Source organism: Pseudomonas proteolytica, assembly GCF_007858275.1.
Lineage (GTDB): Bacteria > Pseudomonadota > Gammaproteobacteria > Pseudomonadales > Pseudomonadaceae > Aquipseudomonas > Aquipseudomonas proteolytica.
In genome coordinates this window covers 49,627-71,328 of record NZ_VFEV01000037.1, presented here as the reverse complement: position 1 = coordinate 71,328, position 21,702 = coordinate 49,627, and the positions used below count along the sequence as shown (strand labels likewise).

Below are 21,702 nucleotides of genomic sequence, written 5' to 3'. Positions count from 1 at the left end.
AGTGGGCACCCCGGCAGGATGCCGGGGTAGCCGCGACACGGCCATGGATGGCCGATCGCGGCGGGCCCACGGAGCAATGCCTGACTGCGGGCATGCCGAGCCTAGGCGAGGCACCGAGTGGTGGGGCAAGAGCGTTTTGCTTACTTTTGCGCTGTTCAAAAGTGAGCCGCTGTAAAAGCGGAACCCATACCCGCCGCGACCGCGGCAACGGATATGTACACATACCCAGAAGAGCGCGTTGTGTAGATACTCATGGCCATCGCGGGCAAGCCCGCCCCCACATTTTTTTGCGTTCAGCCAGCGATTGCCTGGGCATCCATCTTCTGGCGCAGGCTCAACGGCCGCATATCAGTCCACACCTCTTCGATGTAGGCCAGGCACTCTTTTTTCATCCCGCTTTTACCCACGGTGCGCCAGCCTTCTGGCACGGCTTTGTAGTCGGGCCAGATGGAATACTGTTCTTCATGGTTGACCACCACCTGGAACAGGATGTCTTCGCGGTCAAATACTGAGGTCATTGCGGTTCTCCGTCACTCAAAGGCTGCCACGCACTGCGCGTGGCTGATGTATGTAGGAACGTACGACAGCAGCGGAAAATTAGAGACTCGCCACGGCTGCCGCCAGCGCCCGCCCAAAGATCTCTGCCACCCGGTCGATTTGTGCGGCGGTGATGACCAGAGGGGGAAGGAAACGCACCACGCTGCCATGGCGCCCGCCCAGCTCCAGGATCAACCCACGCTTGAGGCATTCACGCTGCACCAGCGGCGCCAATTGCCGATGGACCGGCGGGTGGCCCTGGACGTCGGGCGTGCCGCTCGGGTTGACCAGTTCCACCCCGAGCATCAGGCCACGCCCGCGAATGTCCCCCAGTTGCGGGAAGTCGCGCTGCAGGATGCGCAAGTGCTCAGCCAGGCGCTCCCCCATGGCCGCCGCATGATCAGCGACGTTGTGCTCCTTGAGGTAGCGCATCACTGCCGAACCCGCCGCCATGGCCATCTGATTGCCACGGAAGGTGCCGGCATGGGCGCCCGGCAGCCAGGTGTCGAGCCACTCGCGATACACCACCACCGCCAGCGGCAGACTGCCACCAATGGCTTTGGACAGCACCACCACATCCGGGACAATGCCCGCATGCTCAAAGGCAAACATCTTGCCGGTGCGGCCGAAACCGCTCTGGATCTCATCGACAATCAGCGCCACACCGGCCTGCTCGGTAATCCGCCGCAGGCCGCGCAGCCAGTCGAGGTCAGCCGGAATCACACCGCCCTCGCCCTGCACCACTTCGACGATCACTGCCGCCGGCAGCAATACGCCCGCCTCCGGATCGGTGAGCAGGTTTTCCAAGTAATGCAGGTTGACCTTGACCCCTTCTGCCCCGCCCAGGCCGAACGGGCAGCGGTAGTCATAGGGGAATGGCAAAAACTGCACACCGTTGGACAGCAGGGCACCCAACGGTTTTTTCGGCCCCAGGCTGCCCATCAGGCTCAACGCGCCCTGGCTCATGCCGTGATAACCGCCCTGGAACGACAACACCGTGCTGCGCCCCGTGGCGGTACGCACCAGTTTCAGCGCGGCCTCCACCGCATCGGTGCCGGTGGGGCCGCAAAACTGGATCTTTGCCTCACGCGCCAGTTCAGCGGGTAGCAGGCCGAACAGGTCTTGCACAAACTGATCCTTGACCGGCGTGGTCAAGTCCAGGGTATGCAGGGGCAACTCGTCCAGCAGCACCTGTTGGATCGCCTCGATCACCACCGGATGGTTATGCCCCAGCGCCAATGTACCGGCCCCGGCCAGGCAGTCGATAAAGCTGCGGCCTTCAACATCCTCGACATAAATACCCTTGGCCCGCTTGAGCGCCAGGGGAATGCGCCGGGGGTAGCTGCGCGCATTGGACTCCTGCTGGCGCTGGCGGGCCAGCAGCGGTGATTCATCGAACTGGTAAAGCGTTTCTGCTGGAGTCGGGCTGGCCGATGCCAGCGAATCCTCAATGCGACTGGTAGCGACTGACATCTCTAGATCCCTCAATACGCTGATGATGGTGACCAAACTGCCAACCCGTTGACGTCTGGCCCCCAAAGGGCGTGCGCACGGATTTCCTGTTCTGGAAACGCATCAGCGGCGTGGAGATTTACACCAATGCCTGCGAAAAACCGGCAAATGACCGGTCACTCACCGGCACTGGTGTACTTTTCATTCAGCGCATAAAGAATCGCGCAGGTCTCGATATCCAGTTGCCCGCGATAGTCGGCGGGCCGAAAGTGCATCTGGAAGGCGCGCACCCGCTGCTGGAACGCCAGGCGGTTTTTCGCCGGGGCGTAGCCGTAGCGCTGGAAGGCCCGTTCGATCTCCACTTCCTGCGGCAACCCCATGCGAAAGCGCCGCTCATAGGCCCCCTTGGCGCCTTCATCAAACCAGGCGCCAATGCCCGCCTTGAACAAACCCTGCCAGGGCAACTGTGGCCCTGGGTCACTTTTGCGCCAGAACGCCACATCCGCATGGCCGACGATATCAGTGGAGCCTATCTGCGGATGACGCGCGCAAATGTCGTGGATCAGCGCGATCAGTACCTCGACTTGCTCCGGATCATAGGCTGGGAAGGTAAATACCCCCTCATCATCGCGGGCCAGGTTAACGATCTCGATGCCGATCGAGCGACTATTGACGTTATCGCGGCCCGCCCAATGACTGGCTCCCGCATGCCAGGCGCGCTGGTGCTCACCCACCAGTTGGAACACCCGCAGCTCGTCGTAGCCGGCATTGCGATAGCTGGCCTCGTGGGGATCGGGCAACAGGTAATGGGCACTGACACCCTGCTGGGTCAGGGTACGCAGGGAGCAGGCAAAGGGCGCGGCGGTGTAATGCACAACCAACTGGCGCACGGCTTCGCCATTGCGCTGATTAAAATCCTGGGCGGGATAAGTGGAATCGATGACCAACATAGGCGCTGTCCTTTTCAATACAGGCTGAGTCATTCAGCCGGCAAACCTACAAACACAAAAATTACCGCCATCCTGAAGCGTCGGGCCTGAGGATGGCGGTAGTTACGTGTATGCAAGGAAGGATCAGCGCCGCAATGGCATACCGAGTTCGACGCGCAGGCCGTCGGGCTGGCTGTCGAAGGCCAGGGAACAGGAACAGCGCTGGACAATCGCCTGCACGATGGCCAGGCCCAGGCCACAACCGCCGCTGTTGCCATTGCGCCAGAAACGCTGGGTCAGGTGTTGCAGGTCTTCGCTGGAGATCGGCGCGCCATGGTCGCGCACGCGGAACACGACTTGATTGCCCTGGGTGAACACGCTCAGCTCCACCCGTGTATCGGCCGGTGTATGGCGCAGGGCGTTATCCAACAAATTGCGCAACGCGGCAACCGCCAGGCCCACGGGCATTTCCACCGGGTCCTGGGGCAGGTTGTCGGGCAGGATCAGGTCGATACGCCGATTATCCCCGGCGTTGGCGTCCTGGATCGCCAGGCGTGCCACTTGCTCGGCGCTGGACTGCAAGCCGTCATCAAACGACAGGCTGCCCTCGACCCGAGCCAGCAGCAGCAATTGCTCAAGGGTGCGATGCAGGCGGTCGGCGCCCTCCTCGGCGTGGGCCAGGGACTGGTCGCGGGCGGCGCCTTCGGTCATGCGCGCCACTTGTAGATGGGTCTTGATCGCCGTGAGGGGGCTGCGCAACTCATGGGCGGCATCGCCGGTCAGCCGGCGCTCACGCTCGATGGTCTTGGCGATGCGTTGCAGCAGTTGGTTCTGGGTGTCGAGCAACGGCTTGAGCTCGCTGGGCAACGGATGAATCTGCAACGGCTCAAGGGAGTCGGCGCTGCGCCGCATCAAGGCATCGCGCATGCGGTTGAGCGGCACCAGGCTCTGGCCGATCCCCAGCCATAACAGGCACAGGCAGCCCAACAGGGCCACGCCCACCGGTACCGAGGCCGCCAACAGGATCGACATATTCAGCGCCTCGCGCTCCACCTGGCGGTCGGCGGTGGTGATAAACAGATCGCCCCGAGCCAGGGTAAAGCTGCGCCAAGCGGCACCGTCGATGATCTGGTCGCGAAAACCGCTCTGCCGGGACTCCAACCCCTGGTCCGGGGTGGTGTGGCTACGGGCCAGGACTTCGCCACGCAACGAACTGACCTGGCACGCCATGCCACCGGGCACATTCAATTGCTCAGCACCAAAGCGCTTGCCCTCGCCGACGCTGGCCAGGCCCGGCATCTGCTCCATCAGCCCGGCCACCATGCGCGCCGAAGCCACCAGCCGCTGGTCCAGGGAAAACATCATCTGGTTACGCAGGTCGTTGAGCATCCAGGCCGCCGCCAGCACCCAGATCAACACAAAAGCGGCGCCCAGCTTGAATGTCAGGCGCAGGCGCAGGCTCATCACGAGGCGTCATCTCCAGCATCCGCCGGGCCCAGGCGATAGCCCAGGCCGCGCACGGTCTCGACAATGCCGTTGCCCAACTTACGGCGCAGGTGGTGGATATGCACGTTCAAGGCGTTGCTTTCCAGCTCATCGTTAAAGCCATAGACGCTGTCTTTGAGTTGCTCGCTGGACAGCACGCGGCCACGGTTGTGCAGCAGTGCCTGCAGCAACGCCTGTTCGCGACGGGAAAGGTCCACCGGCTTGCCGCCCAGCAGCGTTTCCCGGCTGCTGGGGCTGTAACTCAGGCGGCCATGTTCGATCAGGTCGACGCTACGCCCAGCCACCCGGCGCAGCAGGGTCTGCAGGCGGGCGGCCAATTCGCGCAGGTCGAAAGGCTTGAGCAGATAATCGTCGGCGCCGGCTTGCAGGCCGTCGACGCGGTTGGTCACCGAATCCCGTGCGGTGAGGATCAGCACCGGAATTTCCAGGCCCGCACTGCGCTGTTGCTGCAACAGTTTGAGGCCGTCCTCATCGGGCAGGCCGAGGTCCAACACCATGATGTCGAACTGCGCTGCCTTGAGCATCGCCCGGGCGGCAGCTGCCGTGCCCACGCGCTCGACGGTAAAGCCCTGGGCACCAAGACCGGCAACGATGCCACTGGCGATCAGTTCATCGTCTTCACAGACCAGTACGTGCATGGTGAGCCCTTTGCAAAAGTGCTGATTTAAAGGATGGCGGATTAAGCGCGCATTATGCCGCTAAAAGATGCACGCTCAGATAATCCCTACACTCTAGAATAGCCCGGTTAATCATCGGTTAATCAGCGCCACACATTGTGTGCCCCACTTGCATCGAACTAAGGCTTGACCATGCGGCATCTGTTTATCTTCCTGCTGGTATTGTTCACTGGATTGGCCCAGGCCGCGCCTGGCAACAATCCATTCGAGACCCAACCTGAATTCCTCCCGGTGGGCAAGGCCTTCACCTTTACTTCCGAGCGCCTGGCTTCCGGTGAAACCCAGCTGTATTGGCAGATTGCCGACGGTTATTACCTTTACCAGCAACGCATGAAGTTCGACGGCCTGGCCCAACAGCCGGTGCTGCCGCAAGGCGAAGCCCACAGCGATGAGTTCTTTGGCGAACAGCAAGTGTATCGCCAGGGCCTGGAAGTGAAACTCCCGGCCGACGCCACCGGCCAGGTCAAGCTGGGCTGGCAGGGCTGTGCCGATGCCGGCCTGTGCTACCCGCCACAATCGATCACCGTGGACCTGGGCGGCAACCCCGCCGTGGCGGCCACCGCCGAGGCCCAGGATCAGAGCCTGGCCAGTGGCCTGCAACAACGCAGCCTGGGTTGGAGCCTGCTGGTGTTCTTCGGCTTGGGCCTGTTGCTGGCATTTGCTCCTTGCTCGCTGCCGATGCTGCCAATCCTCGCCGGCCTGGTGGTGGGCAGCGGCGCCAGCCCACGCCGTGGTTTTGCCTTGGCCAGCAGTTATGTGGTGTGCATGGCCTTGGTCTATGCCGCACTCGGCGTAATGGCCGCGCTGGCCGGCAGCAACCTCGCCGCCCTGCTGCAAACCCCCTGGATTCTGGGCAGCTTCGCCGCATTGTTCGTGATCCTGGCCCTGCCGATGTTCGGTTTCTTCGAACTGCAATTGCCGGCCTTCCTGCGCGACCGCCTGGACAACGTCACCCGCAAGCAAAGCGGCGGCAGCCTGGTCGGGGCCGGCGTGCTCGGCGCCTTGTCCGGCCTGCTGGTGGGCCCGTGCATGACCGCGCCCCTGGCCGGCGCCCTGCTGTACATCGCACAAAGCGGCAACGCCCTGCACGGTGGCCTGATCCTGTTTGCCATGGGCATCGGTATCGGCGTGCCCTTGCTGCTGCTGGTGACCGTGGGCAACCGCTTCCTGCCCAAGCCGGGTACGTGGATGAATGTGCTCAAGGGCATCTTCGGCTTCCTGTTCCTTGCCACCGCCGTCTTGATGATTCGCCCGGTGATCGACGAAAGCCTGTGGCTGGGTCTGTGGGGCGTGCTGGCACTGGTCATGGCCTACTGCGGCTGGAGCCTGGCCCGCGAATACGGGTTGGCGGCCAAGGTACTGGGCGCAGGTTCCCTGGTCCTGGGGCTGTGGGGCGCGATCCTGGTCGTGGGCGCCGCTGGAGGCAGCGATGACCTGTGGCAGCCGCTGAAGGTCTTCGGCGGTTCGCCGGCCGCCAGCGCTCCGACGGCCCATGACGCTTTCACCACGATCAACGACCCGGCGGCCCTGCAAGCCCAGCTAGACAGCGCCAAGGCCCAGGGCCAATGGGTGCTGCTGGACTATTACGCCGACTGGTGCGTGTCGTGCAAGATCATGGAAAAACAGGTGTTCGGCAAACCCGAAGTGATGGCTGCACTCAAGGACGTGCGCCTGCTGCGCCTGGACGTGACTGCCGACAACGCCGCCAGCCGCGAACTGCTGGGCCGCTACAAAGTCCCCGGGCCACCCAGTTTTGTGTGGATCGGCCCCGAGGGTGAAGAGCGCCGCGCCCAGCGCATCACCGGCGAAGTGGATGCCGCAGCCTTCCTGCAACGCTGGACCCAGACCCGGGACGCGCGCTGATGCTGACCTTGACCATCGGCACCTTCGCCATCGCCCTGAACCACCTGCTGCTGATCAGTGCGCTGATCCTCGCCACGCTGGTGGGCTGGCGCGTGGCCAAGCGTGGCGGCGAGAACCCCGAATCGGTGCTGTTCAGCCTGTTCCTGCTGGGCATGCTCAGTGCGCGGGTCAGCTTTGTCCTGATGTATTGGGCCTATTACCGCGACGATCCCCTGCAAATCGTCGACCTGCGCGACGGCGGCTTTCTCGCCTGGCCCGGCGTCATCGCCCTGTTGCTCGGCGCCCTGCTCTGGGGCTGGCGGCGCCCGGCCCTGCGCAAGCCGTTGAGCGCCGGGGTCATCACCGGCCTGGCGTTCTGGGCGCTGGCCAGTTTCTCCCTGAACATCTACGAAAAAGGCACCCGCCTGCCCGACATCGCCCTGCGCAATGCCGATGGCGAAACCGTGCAACTGGCCGACTATCAGGGCGGCCCGCTGGTCATCAACCTGTGGGCCACCTGGTGCCCGCCCTGCCGGCGAGAAATGCCAGTCCTGGAAAACGCCCAGAAGCAACGGCCTGACGTGACCTTCCTGTTCGTCAACCAGGCCGAAAGCATGCAGAGCGTCAGCACCTACCTGGCCACCCAGGGCCTGAACCTGGACAACGTACTGTTCGATGCCAGTGGTCGTCTCGGCCAGGCCGTGGGTTCCATGGCCCTGCCCACTACCCTGTTCTATCAACCCGACGGGCGTCTTATCAACAGCCACCTGGGCGAGTTGTCCCAGGCCAGCCTGGCCCGTGCCATGGAATCTTTCGCCCCCACGGACTCGACCGCCGCCCAGCCGGCCCCAACAAGGAAACCCCTATGCCCCGCCTCCGCCACCTGCTGACCCTGTTGCCCCTGACCCTCGCCGCCGGCCTCGTACACGCTGAAGAATGGCCCGCACCGATCAAACAGATCGAAGCCAAAGGCGCCAAGATCATCGGCAGCTTCGACGCACCAGGCGGCCTCAAGGGGTATGCCGCGCAGTACCAGAACCGCGGCATGGCGCTGTACCTGACCGCCGATGGCCAACACGTGCTCGCCGGCAACCTGTACGACGCCAAGGGCAACGACCTGAGCACCGCGCCCCTGGAAAAACTGGTCTACGCGCCAATGGCCAAGGAAATCTGGGCCAAGATGGAACAGAGCAGCTGGATCCAGGACGGCGATAAAAACGCACCGCGCACCGTCTACCTGTTCAGCGATCCCAACTGCCCGTACTGCAACATGTTCTGGGAACAGGCACGGCCCTGGGTAAAGGCCGGCAAGGTGCAGTTGCGGCACATCATGGTTGGAATCATCCGCGAGGACAGCCCCGGCAAGTCCGCGGCGCTACTGGCGAGCAAAGACACAGCCCAGGCCCTGCAAGAACATGAGTCTGCGGGTAAAGCCAGCAAGCTCAAGGCGTTGGCCAAGATCCCGGCCGAGATCCAGACCAAGCTCGATGCCAACATGAAGTTGATGGATGAATTGGAGTTGTCGGCCACCCCGGCGATTTTCTATCTGGATGACAAGGGCCAACTGCAGCAACAGCAAGGGGCGCCGTCGCCGGATAAGTTGGGGAAAATCTTAGGCCCCAAATAGCTACGACGGCCTATAAATAATGCTCCCTCGTAGCGAGGGAGCATTATTTTTCACACTTACAACGTTTTCCTTACGCCATTAGTCCTTACAGAACCCACGAAAAACCCTATCCAACCGACCAGCGACGTCGCCCCCCCGAAGCGCTCCTGGGAAACGACCACCAGCCTTAAAGCCCCTCCAGCTCCGCCATCAAATCACTCAACCGATCCACCGCCCCGGCGCTGATTTGCTTGGCCGCCAAGCCTTCGATATAGGTCGCCAGTTCCGCCACCGTGCTGCATTCAAACATCGCCCGCAGCGGTACATCCTGCTGCAGGGTTTTCTGCACGCGCGAGGCGATTTGCGTGGCCAGCAACGAGTGCCCACCCAGTTCGAAGAAGTTATCCAGCACGCCCACCTGCTCGACCTTCAGCACCTCGGCCCAGATCGTGGCCAGGGTTTGCTCCAGCTCGCTGCGCGGGGCCAAGTAGTCCTGGCTGTGCAGTTGGCCGATCTCCAGGGCCGGCAAGGCCTTGCGGTCGAGTTTACCGTTGGCGTTCAGCGGCAGGCGCTCCAGCCATAGCCAATGCAACGGCACCATGTACTCCGGCAGTTCGGCACGCAGGCGTTGCTTGATGCGGTCCAGGCGCTCACCGGGGTTGAGGCTGGCCTCGCTCGCCACCAGGTAGCCGACCAGGTGCTTGCCATTCACGCCTTCCTGCACACCCACCGCAGCGTCGCGCACCTCGGGCTGTTCGTGCAGGCGCGCTTCAATTTCACCCAGTTCAATGCGATAACCGCGAATCTTCACCTGATGATCGATACGCCCGACGTACTCCAGCACGCCGTCACTGCGCCGACGCGCCAGGTCGCCGGTGCGGTACAACCGCTCCCCCGGTGCACCAAACGGATCCGGCACAAACACCTGGGCGGTGCGCAGCGGGTCGCTGACATAACCACGGCCCACACCGGTGCCGGCCACGCACAACTCACCGACCGCACCTTGCGGCACCAGCTCCAGCGCGCCATCGAGCAAGTACAAACGGTTGTTATCCGTCGGTGTACCAATCGGCAGGTAGGTGCCACGGGTCGAGGCCAGGTCCACGCGGAAGAACGCCACGTCATCCGAGCACTCTGCCGGGCCGTAGGCGTTGACCAGGCCGATATCCGGGTAGCGCAACAGCCATTGGTGTGCCAACGCAGGCAACATCGCTTCGCCGGTCGGCAACATCCAGCGCAGGCCATCCAGGTTGATGTGGTCCTGGGCGAGCATGCCCTGGATCAGCGACGGCACGCTTTCCAGAACCGTTATGCCCTGGGCCTGGACATGGGTCAGCAAACCCTGCGGGTCATGGGCAATGGTGTTGGGCACGATGTCCACCCGCGCGCCGAACAGCGGCGCAGCGAGGAACTGCCACACGGAAATATCAAAACTCTGCGAGGCCGTCTGGGCGATCACATCCTGCTCGCTCAGTTGCAGGTACGGCACCTTGCTCAGTTGGTTGTTGAGCATGCCGCGCTGTTCGACCATCACGCCCTTGGGCAGCCCGGTGGAGCCGGACGTGTAGATCACATAGGCGAGGTTGTCCCCGTTGCTATAGATCCCCGGGTCGGTATCCGCGCCCTCCACCTCTTCCCACACCAGCAACTTGGGCCGCGCGCCACAGGCAAAATATTCGAGCAGGGCCTGCGCCTGTTCATGGCAAGCCTGGGTGCACACCAGCAATGGCGTGCGACTCAAGTCAATGATCCGGCTCAAACGCTGGGTCGGCAGGCCAGGATCCAGCGGCAGGTAACCCGCTCCGGCCTTGAAGCTGCCGATGATCATGCCCAGCAGATCCAGGCCACGCTCGGCCAGCAGTGCCACCGGCTGATCCAGGCCGACACCCGCCGCGACCAGCGCATGGCCCAGGCGGTTGCTGTGCTGGTTGAGCTCGGCATAGGTCCATCGCAGGTCCTGGCAACTGGCGGCAATGCGCTGCGGATGCTGCGCCACTTGCTCTTCGAACAGTTCGACGTAGCTGCGCTCCAGCGGGTAGTCATGAGCGCTTTGGTTGCAACCGTCCACCAGGAATTCACGCTCCTGCTCGCCGATCAGCGGCAGGTCGGCCATGTCGCCATGGAAGCCCTGCACCAGCGCCAGCAGCAGGCGCTTGAACTCAGCCAGCATGCCTTGCACGGTGGTTTCATCGAAATAGCGCTGGTCGTAGGACAGGTGCAGCCCCAGGTCATCACCTGGGTAGCACACGGCCGTCAGCGGGAAGTTGGTGTGGGTGCGGCCCGAGTCCGAGGTGGCATTCAGGCTTTGTGCGCGGTCCAGTACCGAGACTTCCACCGGGGCGTTTTCAAATACAAACAGGCTGTCGAACAGCGGCTGGCCCTTGGGCAGTTCGCTGTGCTCCTGGATCGTCACCAGCGGCAGGTACTCGTATTCGCGCAGTTGCATATTGCTGTCGAGCAAGGTGCTCAACCACTGGCGCACGCTGCACGGCTGATCGTCCTCAGGCACCTTGACCCGCAGGGCGATGCTGTTGATAAACAGGCCGACCGTGCGCTGCATCTGCGGCATGTCCACCGGGCGCCCCGCCACGGTGACGCCGAACAACACGTCACGCTCGCCGCTCAAGCGCCGCAGCACCAAGGCCCACGCCGCCTGGGCGAAGGTGTTCACGGTCAACTGATGCGCCTGGGCCAGCTCGCGCAATTGCGCACCTTCGCGTACATCCAGGCGGGTGTAGCAATCACCCACCACCATGCCGCCGCTATGGCCGGCGTGTTCGCGCATGAATGGCCGGTCGCTCGGAATGGGCGTGGTGCGCTCAAAGCCTTGCAGGTTCTGTTGCCACCACTGCCGCGCCTCGGCCAGGTTCTGGCGTTGCAGCCAGGCGATATAGTCGCGATAGCGTGGCGGCGCTGCCAACTGCGCCTCGCGGCCTTCACCCAGGGCCATGTAGATATCGAAGAAGTCATTCATCAACAACGAGCGGCACCAGGCATCGATCAGGATGTGGTGGTTGCTCATCATGAACCAGTAGCGGGCTTCACCGACGCGGATCAGGCGCAGGTGGAACGGTGCCTGGTTGAGCAGATCGAAACCGGCCTCGCGCTCGCTTTTGAGCAGGGCTTGCAGGCGTGGCTCCTGTTGTTCGGCCGGGGTACCGGTCCAGTCCAGGTATTCGATGGGCGTGCTGCCGGGCTTGTGGATCACCTGCAACATGTCTTCGCCGACATTCCAGCAGAACGACGCACGCAAGGCCTCGTGCCGGGCGATCACGGCTTTCCAGGCCAGGGCAAAGCGCTCGGGGTTGAGTTCGCTGTTGATGCGGTAGCGGTCCTGCATGTAGTAAAGCCCAGTGCCCGGCTCCAGCAGGGTATGCAACAGCAAACCCTCCTGCATCGGTGTCAGCGGGTACACGTCCTCGATGGCGCTGGCCGGCACCGGCAACGCATCCAGCTGCGCCTGGGTCAAGTGCGCCAGGGGGAAATCGGACGGCGTCAGGCCACCGGCGTCGTCGCGCAGGCAATGGGCGATCAGGCTTTGCAACTCGCCCAGGTAGGCATCGGCCAGTTCGCTGATGGTCTGCTGGTCGTGGCGTTCGCGACTGAAGGTCCAGCGCAGCACCAATTCGCCGCCATACACCTGGCTGTCCACACTCAAGGCGTTGGGCAGCGGCGCATCCGGATCATGGGCCGGGCCGGCAGACGCTTCCAGTGGGTGGAACAGCGCCTGGCTATCAAAACTCTGGTCGAACTGCCCCAGGTAATTGAAGGTAATCGAAGCGCTCGGCAACGCGGCCATGGCCTGGCGACAGGTGCTGTCGGCCAGGTACCGCAGCACGCCATAGCCCAGGCCCTTGTGGGGCACCGCGCGCAGTTGCTCCTTGATCGCCTTGATCGATGCGCCCTGGCCGCTGGCCTCCTCGATATCCAGCGGGGTCAGGCGCAGCGGGTACGCGCTGGTGAACCAACCGACACTGCGGGTCAGGTCGATCTCATCGAACAGGGTTTCGCGGCCGTGGCCTTCCAATTGGATCAGCGTCGACTCGTGCCCGCTCCAGCGGCACAGCACGCGGGCCAGTGCGGTCAGCAGCAGGTCGTTGACCTGGGTGCGATAGGCGCTCGGCGCCTGCTGCAGCAATTGGCGGGTGCGCTCGGCATCCAGGCGCACGCTGACGGTCTGCGCGTCGCGATTGCGCAGGCTACCGTGCGCGCGGTCCACCGGCAGTTCAACCGCCGGGCCGGCCAACTGTTGCTGCCACAGGCGCAGTTCTTCACGCAGGGATTCACTGCTGGCATAGGCCTGCAAACGCGCGGCCCAGTCACGCAATGCGCTGGTCTTGGCCGGCAGGCTGACTGCCTGGCCGTCGCTCAACTGGCGATAGACGTTTTGCAGGTCTTCGAGCAATACACGCCAGGACACGCCGTCCACCACCAGGTGATGGATCGCGATCAGCAAGCGTTGCTGCCCCATCGGCCCGTCCACCAGCAAGGCGCGCAGCAACGGGCCGTGTTCCAGGTCGAGGCTGCGCTGGGCATCGGCGAACAGCGCCTCGCACTGCTGCATATCCGTCACCTGGGCCAGCCACAACACCCCGCCTTCCGGCACCGCCAGATGCTCGGCATGCCATTGCGCATCGCGCTGGGTAAAGCTCAGGCGCAGGGCGTCGTGATGTTCCAGCACCGCCAGCAGCGCCTGCTCCAGACGGCGCGGGTCGAGGGCCAGCACCGGCGCCAGTAGCAGCGCCTGGTTCCAGTGGTGACGCGCCGGGATCGGGCTGTCGAAGAACCAATGCTGGATCGGCGTCATGCCCGAAGGGCCAGTCAATACACCCTGCTCGGCCGTGATCTGCTCACTGCGCGTGGCCACCGTCGCCAGGGCCTGCACAGTCTGGTGCTGGAACAGGTCGCGCGGGCTGAAGTGAATCCCCGCCTGCCGCGCCCGGCTGACCACCTGGATCGACAGGATCGAATCACCGCCCAGTTCGAAGAAGTTGTCGTGCAGCCCGACCTGCTGCACGTTAAGCACCGCACACCAGATCGCGGCGAGGCTCAGCTCCAGCTCATTGCTCGGCGCCACGTACGCTTGCCGATTGGCCTCGGCGTCCGGTTGCGGCAAGGCGCGGCGGTCGAGCTTGCCGTTGGCGGTCAGCGGCATGCTGTCCAGCACCATCAGGTGCGTGGGCACCATGTAGTCCGGCAGTTGCGCCTTGAGGTGCACTTTGAGCGCCTCGCGCAAGGCGGCGTGATCGCTGGCATCGCTGACCAGATACGCCGCCAGTTGCTTGCCACTCGGCGCGTCCAGGGCCAGGACCACCGCCTCACGCACCGCCTCATGCTCAAGCAGGCGGGTTTCGATCTCGCCCAGTTCGATGCGAAAACCACGGATTTTCACCTGATGGTCGATCCGTCCCAAGTACTCCACCAGGCCATCGGCGCGTTGGCGCACCAGATCGCCGGTGCGATAGAGCCGCCCGCCATCGGCATACGGGTCAGCCACAAAACGCTCGGCGGTCATGCCTGGACGCTGGTGATAACCCTGGGCCAGGCCGGCACCGCCGACGAATAGCTCGCCAGTGGCACCTTGGGGCACCAGTGCCAAGTCGGCGTCCAGGATATAGGCAACCCGCGCGCCGATGATGCTACCGATCGGCACGCTGCCAGCGCCCTCCTCCAGCACCTCGGGGGCCAGGCTGGCCAGGGGCATGACCACCGTTTCGGTCGGCCCGTAGGCATTGAAAAACAGCGCCGGCTGGAACGCCGCACGGATACGCGCCAAATGCTCGCCGGTCAGGGCTTCGCCGCCAGTGATGCACATGCGCACCGGCAAGGTTTGGTTTTGGGTAGCGAGCCATTGCGCCAACTGGCTGCCATAGCTTGGGGTAAAGCCGAGGATAGTGATGCGATGCTCACGGATCAGCCCGCAGATTTCTTCGGCATCCCATTGGCCCTGGGCGCGCAATACCACCTGCGCGCCGCGCAGCAGCGGCACCAGCAGGCGCTCGGTGGCGGCGTCGAAGTTGATCGAATAAAAATGCAGTTCGCAATCCTCTGCACGCATGCCAAAACGTTCGATCACCGCCTGGCAATGCATGGCGATTTCACCGTGGGACACCACCACACCCTTGGGCTTGCCGGTGGAACCGGAGGTGTAGATCAGGTAAGCCTGATGTTGCGCCAGGCTGATCGCCGGCAGGTCGCTGGCCGGATAATTGGCGAGCACCGGCAGGTCATCTTCCAGGCACCAGCAACTGACGCTGGCGGGCAACGTGCCCAGGGCATCGAACATCGCCGCATCGCTGAGCAACAGGCCGATGCCGCTGTCTTCGATCATGTAGTGCAGGCGGTCCAGCGGGTATTCCGGGTCCAGCGGCACATAGGCGCCGCCGGCCTTGAGGATCGCCAGCAGGCCGATGACCATTTCCAGGGAACGCGGCAGCGCCAGGCCGACCCGCACCTGCGGGCCAACCCCACGCTCGCGCAGCATCCAGGCCAGGCGATTGGCGCGGCTGTCCAGCTCGCGGTAGCTCAGGGTCTGGCCGGCAAAGGTCAGCGCCGGGGCCTCGCCACGGGCCTGGACCTGCTGGCTGAACAGATGATGGATGCACTGGTCGAGACGGTGCTCGCCGGCCTCGATCCCGAGGCTGTCTTGCAGGGCACGCTGCTCATCGATCTGCAGCAGCGCCAGCTCGCTCAAACGCTGCTGCGGATCGGCGATCAGCGCCTCCAGCAGGTTGCACCAATGGGCCGCCATGCGTGCAATGCGCAGCTCGTCGAACAGGTCGGTGCTGTAGGTCAGGCAGCAACCCAGGCGATGGTCGAGGTCGGTGACTTCCAGGTTGAGGTCAAACTTGGTGGCACGCGCGTCGTTGGCCAGGTATTCGACGGTCATTGCGGCCAGTTGCCGGCTTTGCTGGAATTCCCAGCGCTGCACATTGCACATCACCTGGAACAGCGGGTTATACGCGGCACTGCGCGGCGGTTGCAGGGCTTCCACCAGATGGTCGAATGGCAGGTCCTGATGGGACTGGCCCTCGATCACGGTGTGGCGCACGTGCTCAAACAGCTCGCCGACGCGCATCTGCCCGTCGAGCTGGCAGCGCACGACCTGGGTGTTGAGGAAGGCACCGATCAGCCCTTCGCTTTCCGGGCGGATCCGGTTGGCCACTGGCGCGCCGATGCGCAGGTCGGTCTGGCCGCTGTAGCGGTAGAGCAGCGTCGCCAGGGTTGCGGTCATGGTCATGAACAGCGTCAGGCCATGCTCGGCATTGAAGGCGCGAACCCTGGCGGCCAGGTCGGCGCTGAGGTCAAAACGGTACAACTCGCCCTGATGACTCTGCACCGCCGGGCGTGGCCGATCGCTGGGCAGTTCCAGCAAGGGATGTTCGTTGCCCAGTTGCGTGGTCCAGTAGTCGAGCTGGCGCTGACGCTCACCGGCCTCCAGCCATTGGCGCTGCCACACACTGTAGTCCAGGTACTGCACTGGCAGGGGTTCGAGCGGCGATTCGCGCTCATCGATAAAGGCTTCGTACAGCGCGCTGAGTTCACGGGCGAAGATGTCCATGGCCCAGCCTTCGGTGACGATATGGTGCAGGGTCAGCACCAGGTAGTGCTCCTGATCGCCAGCCTTGACCAGGCAGGCGCGCAGCAATGGCCCGGTCTCCAGGTTGAACGGGCTGTGGGCTTCCTGGTCGGCCAGTTGCTGCAAGCGCAGTTGGCGCTCGGCCTCGGTCAGGCCCGAGAAGTCCTGCCAGCTCATGCGCACGCTGCTTTGCGCGGCGACTTTCTGCCGGGCCACGCCATCGATGCTCGGGAAGGTGGTGCGCAGGGTTTCGTGGCGCATGATCAAGGCTTGCAACGCCGCCTCGAAACGCCCCACATCCAGCACCCCGCGCAAGCGCGCCATGCCGCCGACGTTATAGGCCGGGCTGTCCGGCTCCATTTGCCAGAGGAACCACATGCGCTGTTGGGAATAGGACAGCGGCACCGGCTGGCTGCGATCGACCTTGCCAATCGCGGTCTGTTGGTGGCGCTGGCCGCTGGCCTGGATCAAGCGGACCTGCTCGGCAAAATCCCCCAACTCGCTGGCTTCAAACAAGGTGCGCAGCGGTAGCTCCACATCACAGGCCTGGCGTGTACGGGAGATGATTTGCGTGGCCAGCAGCGAGTGGCCGCCAAGGGCGAAGAAATCGTCGCGCAGGCCGATACGCGGCAGGCCCAACACCGTGCGCCAGATCCCGGCGATTTGTTGTTCCAGCGCGGTTTGCGGCTCTACGTGCTCACGCACCTGCCACACCGGTTCCGGCAAGGCACGACGATCCACCTTGCCGCTGGGGCTCAGCGGCATGGCGTCGAGGCGTATCAGTTGCGCCGGCACCATGTACTCCGGCAACTCGGCGGCCAGGGCGGCTTTCACGTCCTGCTCAGCCAGCTCGCCGCTGGCGGTGTAGTAACCGATCAACTGCGCTCCGCCGGCGGTGTCGCGGATCAGCACCACCGCCTGGGCGATGCCGTCTTGGGCCAGCAGCCGCGCCTCGATTTCTTCCGGTTCGACGCGAAACCCGCGCAGCTTGACCTGCTGGTCCAGGCGCCCGAGGTACTCCAGCACACCATCGGCAGCCCAGCGCACGCGGTCGCCGGTGCGGTACAGGCGCGCGCCCGCCGCGCCCAGTGGGTCGGCCACAAAACGTTCAGCCGTCAGCCCCGCACGCCCCAGATAACCGCGGGCCAGGCCAATCCCGCCGATGCACAGCTCGCCCGGCACACCCGCAGGCAGCAGGTTGAATTGCGCGTCCAGTACCCGGCAAATCACATTGCCCAGTGGCCGGCCGATCGGCGAGCGTTCACCATCTGCACGCTGGCAATGCCAATGGGTGACGTTGATGGCGGTTTCGGTCGGCCCATAGCGGTTGTGCAACTGCACCGCTGGCCATTGCGCCAGGACCCGATTGCGCAATTCGGCGGGCAAGGCTTCACCACCGGAGAACACCCGGCGCAGGCTGGTGCACTTGGCCGCCAGGGGCTCATCGACAAACAGCTGCAACAGGGGCGGCACAAAATGCAGGGTGGTCACCCCGTGCTCCTGCACCAGCTGCGCAATGCGATGGGGGTCGCGATGCTCGCCGGGGCCGGCCAGTACCAGGCGGCAACCGGTGATCAGCGGCCAGAAGCATTCCCACACCGACACGTCGAAACTGATCGGTGCTTTTTGCATCAGTACATCGCTTTCATCCAACTGGTAGGTGGCCTGCATCCATTGCAAGCGCTCCGCCAGGGCGCCATGGGTATTGCCCACGCCCTTGGGCTGGCCGGTGGAACCGGAGGTGTAGATCACATAGGCGAGGTTGTCGGGATCAAGGTGCAGGCCCGGCGCCTGGGTCGGCCAGCTGTCGAGCTTGAGGCTGTCCATGACGATCACAGATACGCCTTCGGCCACCGGCAACTGTTGCAGCAGATGGGTCTGGGTCAGCAGCAATTGCACGCCGCTGTCGGCCAGCATGTAGGCCAGCCGGTCGCCCGGGTAGTCTGGGTCCAGCGGCACATAGGCGCCACCGGCCTTGAGGATCGCCAGCAAGCCGATCAGCAGTTGTGGCGAGCGCTCGGCGGCAATCGCCACGCACACGTCCGGGCCGACGCCTTTGTCACGCAGGTAATGGGCCAGGCGGTTGGCCTGGGTGTGCAGTTGGCCAAAGGTCAGGCTGGCGTCCTGCCAGACCAGGGCGGTGCGCTCGTCGCTATGTTGGTTGAGCTGCTCCGGCACCAGGTGCTGCGCCGGTGCGCAGGGTGCCTCGCTCCAGGTGCGTTGCTGGGCGTGTTCGTTGGCGTTCAGCAGCGGGATGTCGCCCAGCGCTTGTTGCGGTTGCGCGCATACAGCCTGCAACAGGCTGACCAAATGCGCGGCCAGACGCTGGATAGTGCTGGCGTCGAACAGTTCGTCGGCGTAGTCGAATGACAGGCTCAGGCGCCCACTGCGGTCTTCTTCGCTATGCAGTTGCAGGTCGAACTTGGCTTCGCGGCTATGCCATGGCAACTCTTGCGCGAGCAGGCCCGGCAGGCGGCGCAAGGCGCTGAGGTCGCGCTGCTGGTGGTTGAACATGACCTGGAACAGCCCCTGTTCCCGGGCCTGTGGGAAAGCTTCCAGCAGTTGTTCGAACGGCAAGTCCTGATGGGCCTGGGCCTCGGTGGCCGCCAGGCGTGTCGCCGCCAGCAGCTCGCTGAACGGCAGGCGCGCATCCACCTCGGCGCGCAGCACCAGGGTGTTGATGAAGAAGCCGATCAGGCCCTGGGTTTCGTGACGCCCGCGGTTGGCGTTGGGCACGCCGATGCGGATATCGCGCTGGCCGCTGTAGCGGTGCAGCAGGCTTTGGAATGCCGCCAGCAACAACACGAATGGCGTGGCCTGGTGGGCCTGGGCAGTCTGGCGGATGGCTGCGCCGAGGTCCGCATCCAGGCGCACGCTGTAGCGCGAAGCGCTGTGCCGTTGCTGGGCCGAGCGCGGGTGATCGGTGGCCAGGTTCAGGGTGGGATGTTCGTCACCCAGTTGCCGCTGCCAGTAGGCCAATTGGCGCTGGCCTTCGCCTTCGGCCAGCCATTGGCGCTGCCAACTGCCGTAGTCGGCGTACTGCACGGCCAGGGCTGGCAACGCGAGGGGCTGGCCTTGGGACGCGGCGGCGTAGAAGCGCGAGAACTCATCGATCAATACATTCAGCGACCAGCCGTCAGCAATGATGTGGTGCATCGTCACCAGCAACTGGTGATCCTCATCGTCCAGACGCACTAGCGTGACCCACAGCAGCGGGCCCTGCTCCAGGTCGAACTGGGTGCGCGCCTCGTCCTCGCGGATCTGTGCGGCGCGGGCTTCACGCTCGGCCACGGGCAAGTCGCGCAGGTCGATGACTTGCACGGCAAACTCGCGCTGGGCATCGACACGCTGGTAGCCCTGGCCATCGCGCTCATAAAAACGCGTGCGCAGCGCTTCGTGGCGCTGGATCAGTTGCGCGAAGCTTGCCTGCAGCGCGTCTTCATCCAGCTCGCCGCGCAGGCGCAAGGCGCCGGGGATGGTGTAGGCGCTGCTGTGAGGGTCCAGTTGCCAGGTGATCCACAGGCGGTTCTGCGCCAGGGATTGCGGCATATCCTGCTGGCGTGACAAGGCGTTGATTGCGCCCTGGGCCACGCCACCGTCCTGCTGCAGTTGCCCGACACTGGCGGCAAAATCAGCCAGCACCGGCGCTTCGAACAACAGGCGCAAGTTAAGCTCCAGGCCCAGGCTCTCGCGCAGGCGGGCGACCACCTGGGTGGCGCTGATGGAGTTGCCGCCGAGCAAGAAGAAGTGATCATCGGCAGCCACCTGTGGCACTTGCAACTGCTCACACCAGATCGCGGCGATCTGCTGTTGCAGCGCCGACGCCAAGGCGCCCTCACCGGCCTGCACGGCCTGATCGGGGAACTGCGCGTAGCTGTCGAGGCTGCCATCGGCCAGGCGAGTGCGGCAGGCCGAACGCTGGACCTTGCCACTGGAGGTTTTCGGCAGCTCGCCGGGATTGAGCAGCACCACCACGCACGGCGCCTCTTGATAGGCCTCGGCCACCGCCTGGCGGATGGCTTTGATCAGGGCTTCGGGCGGCAGGATCTTCTGCACGCTGCGGCTGATTTCTGCAGCAATGCCAATCCCTTCCAGGCCTTGGTCATTCACCGCAAACGCCGCGACACGGCCCTTGCGCACCACTTCCACTTCGCGCTCGACGGTTTGCTCGATGTCTTGCGGGTACAGGTTGTGGCCACGCACGATCAGCAGGTCTTTCAGGCGCCCGGTGATAAATACCTCGCCGTCACGCATAAAGCCCAGGTCTCCAGTGCGCAGCCATGTGCGACCGGCATGCTGCACGAAGGTCTTGGCGGTGGCTTCGGGGTTGCGCCAGTAGCCGTGGGCAATGCTCGGGCCGGTGGCCCAGATTTCGCCGACGCAGTTGTCGGCCAGTTCCGCCAGGGTATGGGGCTCGACGATCAGCACCCCATGCTCGGGCTGGCTGGTGCCGCAGCTCATGATCGCGCTGCCCTGCCCCGGCTCCGCGCGATTGGCGGCCAGCGCCTGTTCGTCCAGGCGCAAGGCCGGGATGCCCTGGCCACGGGTGCCGCCAGCGACAAACAAGGTCGCTTCGGCCAGGCCGTAGGAGGCAAAGAAGTTGTTCGGGGTGAAGCCGCAGCGGGCGAATTTCTCGGCGAAACGTTCCAGGGTGTCCAGGCGGATTGGCTCGGAGCCGGAATAAGCCACGCGCCAATGGCTCAGGTCGAGGCGCTCCAGGGCCGACTCGCTGACCCGCTCGCTGCACAGGCGGTAGGCGAAGTCGGGGCCGCCGCTGATGGTGCCGCGGTATTGGCTGATCGCTTCCAGCCAGCGCAAGGGCCGGCCGAGGAAGTACGCCGGCGACATCAACACGCACGGCACACCACTGAAGATCGGTTGCAACAGGCCGCCAATCAGGCCCATGTCGTGGTACAGCGGCAACCAGCTGACGATCACGTCATCGGGGTTGAGGTCGATGCCAAAGCCACGGCGGATCAGCAGTTCGTTGGCCACCAGGTTGCCGTGGGTGACTTGCACACCCTTGGGCAAGGCCGTGGAGCCGGAGGTGTATTGCAGGAAGGCAATGTCGTCGTCCTGCAGGTCTGGTGCGACCCAGCCGGCAGCGCTTTCGCTGTGCAACTCATCCACGCAGAGCAAGGGCGGCGCTTCCTGGATTTGCCCCAGGGAGTCGCGCAAACCACTGCTGGTCAGCAACAGCCTTGGCTCGGCATCGGCGATGATCGACAGCAACCGCTCCTGATGATGGCGACGGGTCGACTCTGGCGGATACGCCGGCACCGCAATGACCCCGGCATACAGGCAGCCAAAAAACGCCGCGACGTAATCCGGGCCGCTGGGGAACAGCAGCACCGCACGTTCGCCCAGCCCGGCCGAGGCCTGCAAGGCGGCGGCAATGGTGCGGGCGCGCAGGTCCAGGTCACGGTAGCTGAGCACCACGGTGTCGTCGGCGGACTCGGCCAGGAAGCGCAGGGCCACCTGGTCCGGGGTCTGCGTGGCACGGCGTTGGAGGGACTGGACCAGGGTGCGGGGAAGTTCGAAGGCGTCCATCATGGGGGGTTCCTGCCTGAAATC

At 64.2% G+C, this 21,702-nt stretch carries 9 protein-coding genes; 3 read left to right on the top strand and 6 right to left on the bottom strand.

Translation table 11 applies throughout. The annotated features are described in order from the left end of the window. Positions 1–293: 293 nt before the first annotated feature. The 5 genes from FIV38_RS23130 to FIV38_RS23110 all read right to left on the bottom strand — a co-directional run bounded on the left by FIV38_RS23130 (position 294) and on the right by FIV38_RS23110 (position 5,062). The gene (locus FIV38_RS23130; protein WP_029298158.1) at positions 294–518 is read right to left on the bottom strand and encodes an MbtH family protein; all 225 of its coding nucleotides are present in this window, start codon (positions 516–518) and stop codon (positions 294–296) included. Positions 519–597: 79 nt separating this feature from the next. Next, positions 598–2,010 carry an aspartate aminotransferase family protein gene (locus FIV38_RS23125; protein ID WP_029298156.1) on the bottom strand — a complete coding sequence of 471 codons (1,413 nt, stop codon included), beginning with the start codon at positions 2,008–2,010 and terminating at the stop codon, positions 598–600. Between the two features lie 155 nt (positions 2,011–2,165). Beyond that, positions 2,166–2,939, bottom strand: coding sequence for an N-acetylmuramoyl-L-alanine amidase (locus FIV38_RS23120; protein WP_092235324.1), 774 nt, complete (start codon positions 2,937–2,939; stop codon positions 2,166–2,168). 123 nt (positions 2,940–3,062) lie between these two features. Beyond that, positions 3,063–4,382, bottom strand: coding sequence for an ATP-binding protein (locus tag FIV38_RS23115; RefSeq protein WP_092235322.1), 1,320 nt, complete (start codon positions 4,380–4,382; stop codon positions 3,063–3,065). Further along, the gene (locus FIV38_RS23110) at positions 4,382–5,062 is read right to left on the bottom strand and encodes a response regulator (protein ID WP_029298151.1); all 681 of its coding nucleotides are present in this window, start codon (positions 5,060–5,062) and stop codon (positions 4,382–4,384) included. The genes FIV38_RS23115 and FIV38_RS23110 overlap by 1 nt, the downstream gene beginning before the upstream one ends. 171 nt (positions 5,063–5,233) lie before the next feature. On the opposite strand from FIV38_RS23110, the gene dsbD reads away from it, so the two are divergent. The 3 genes from dsbD to dsbG are packed head-to-tail and all read left to right on the top strand — an operon-like array spanning position 5,234 to position 8,570. Beyond that, positions 5,234–6,964 (top strand): protein-disulfide reductase DsbD, encoded by a 1,731-nt coding sequence (gene dsbD, locus FIV38_RS23105; RefSeq protein ID WP_029298149.1) that lies wholly within the window; start codon positions 5,234–5,236, stop codon positions 6,962–6,964. Then, positions 6,964–7,833: a TlpA disulfide reductase family protein gene (locus tag FIV38_RS23100; RefSeq protein ID WP_029298147.1), complete on the top strand. Its 870-nt coding sequence runs from the start codon at positions 6,964–6,966 to the stop codon at positions 7,831–7,833. Before dsbD ends, FIV38_RS23100 begins: the two co-directional genes overlap by 1 nt. Further along, a complete protein-coding gene (gene dsbG, locus FIV38_RS23095) occupies positions 7,809–8,570 on the top strand; it encodes a thiol:disulfide interchange protein DsbG (protein ID WP_092235318.1) in 762 nt (253 codons plus the stop codon). The genes FIV38_RS23100 and dsbG overlap by 25 nt, the downstream gene beginning before the upstream one ends. A gap of 166 nt (positions 8,571–8,736) precedes the next feature. Here dsbG and FIV38_RS23090 read toward each other — a convergent pair whose 3' ends face one another. After that, positions 8,737–21,681, bottom strand: a complete 12,945-nt coding sequence (locus FIV38_RS23090; RefSeq protein WP_092235315.1) for a non-ribosomal peptide synthetase — start codon at positions 21,679–21,681, stop codon at positions 8,737–8,739. Between the last annotated feature and the right edge of the window lie 21 nt (positions 21,682–21,702).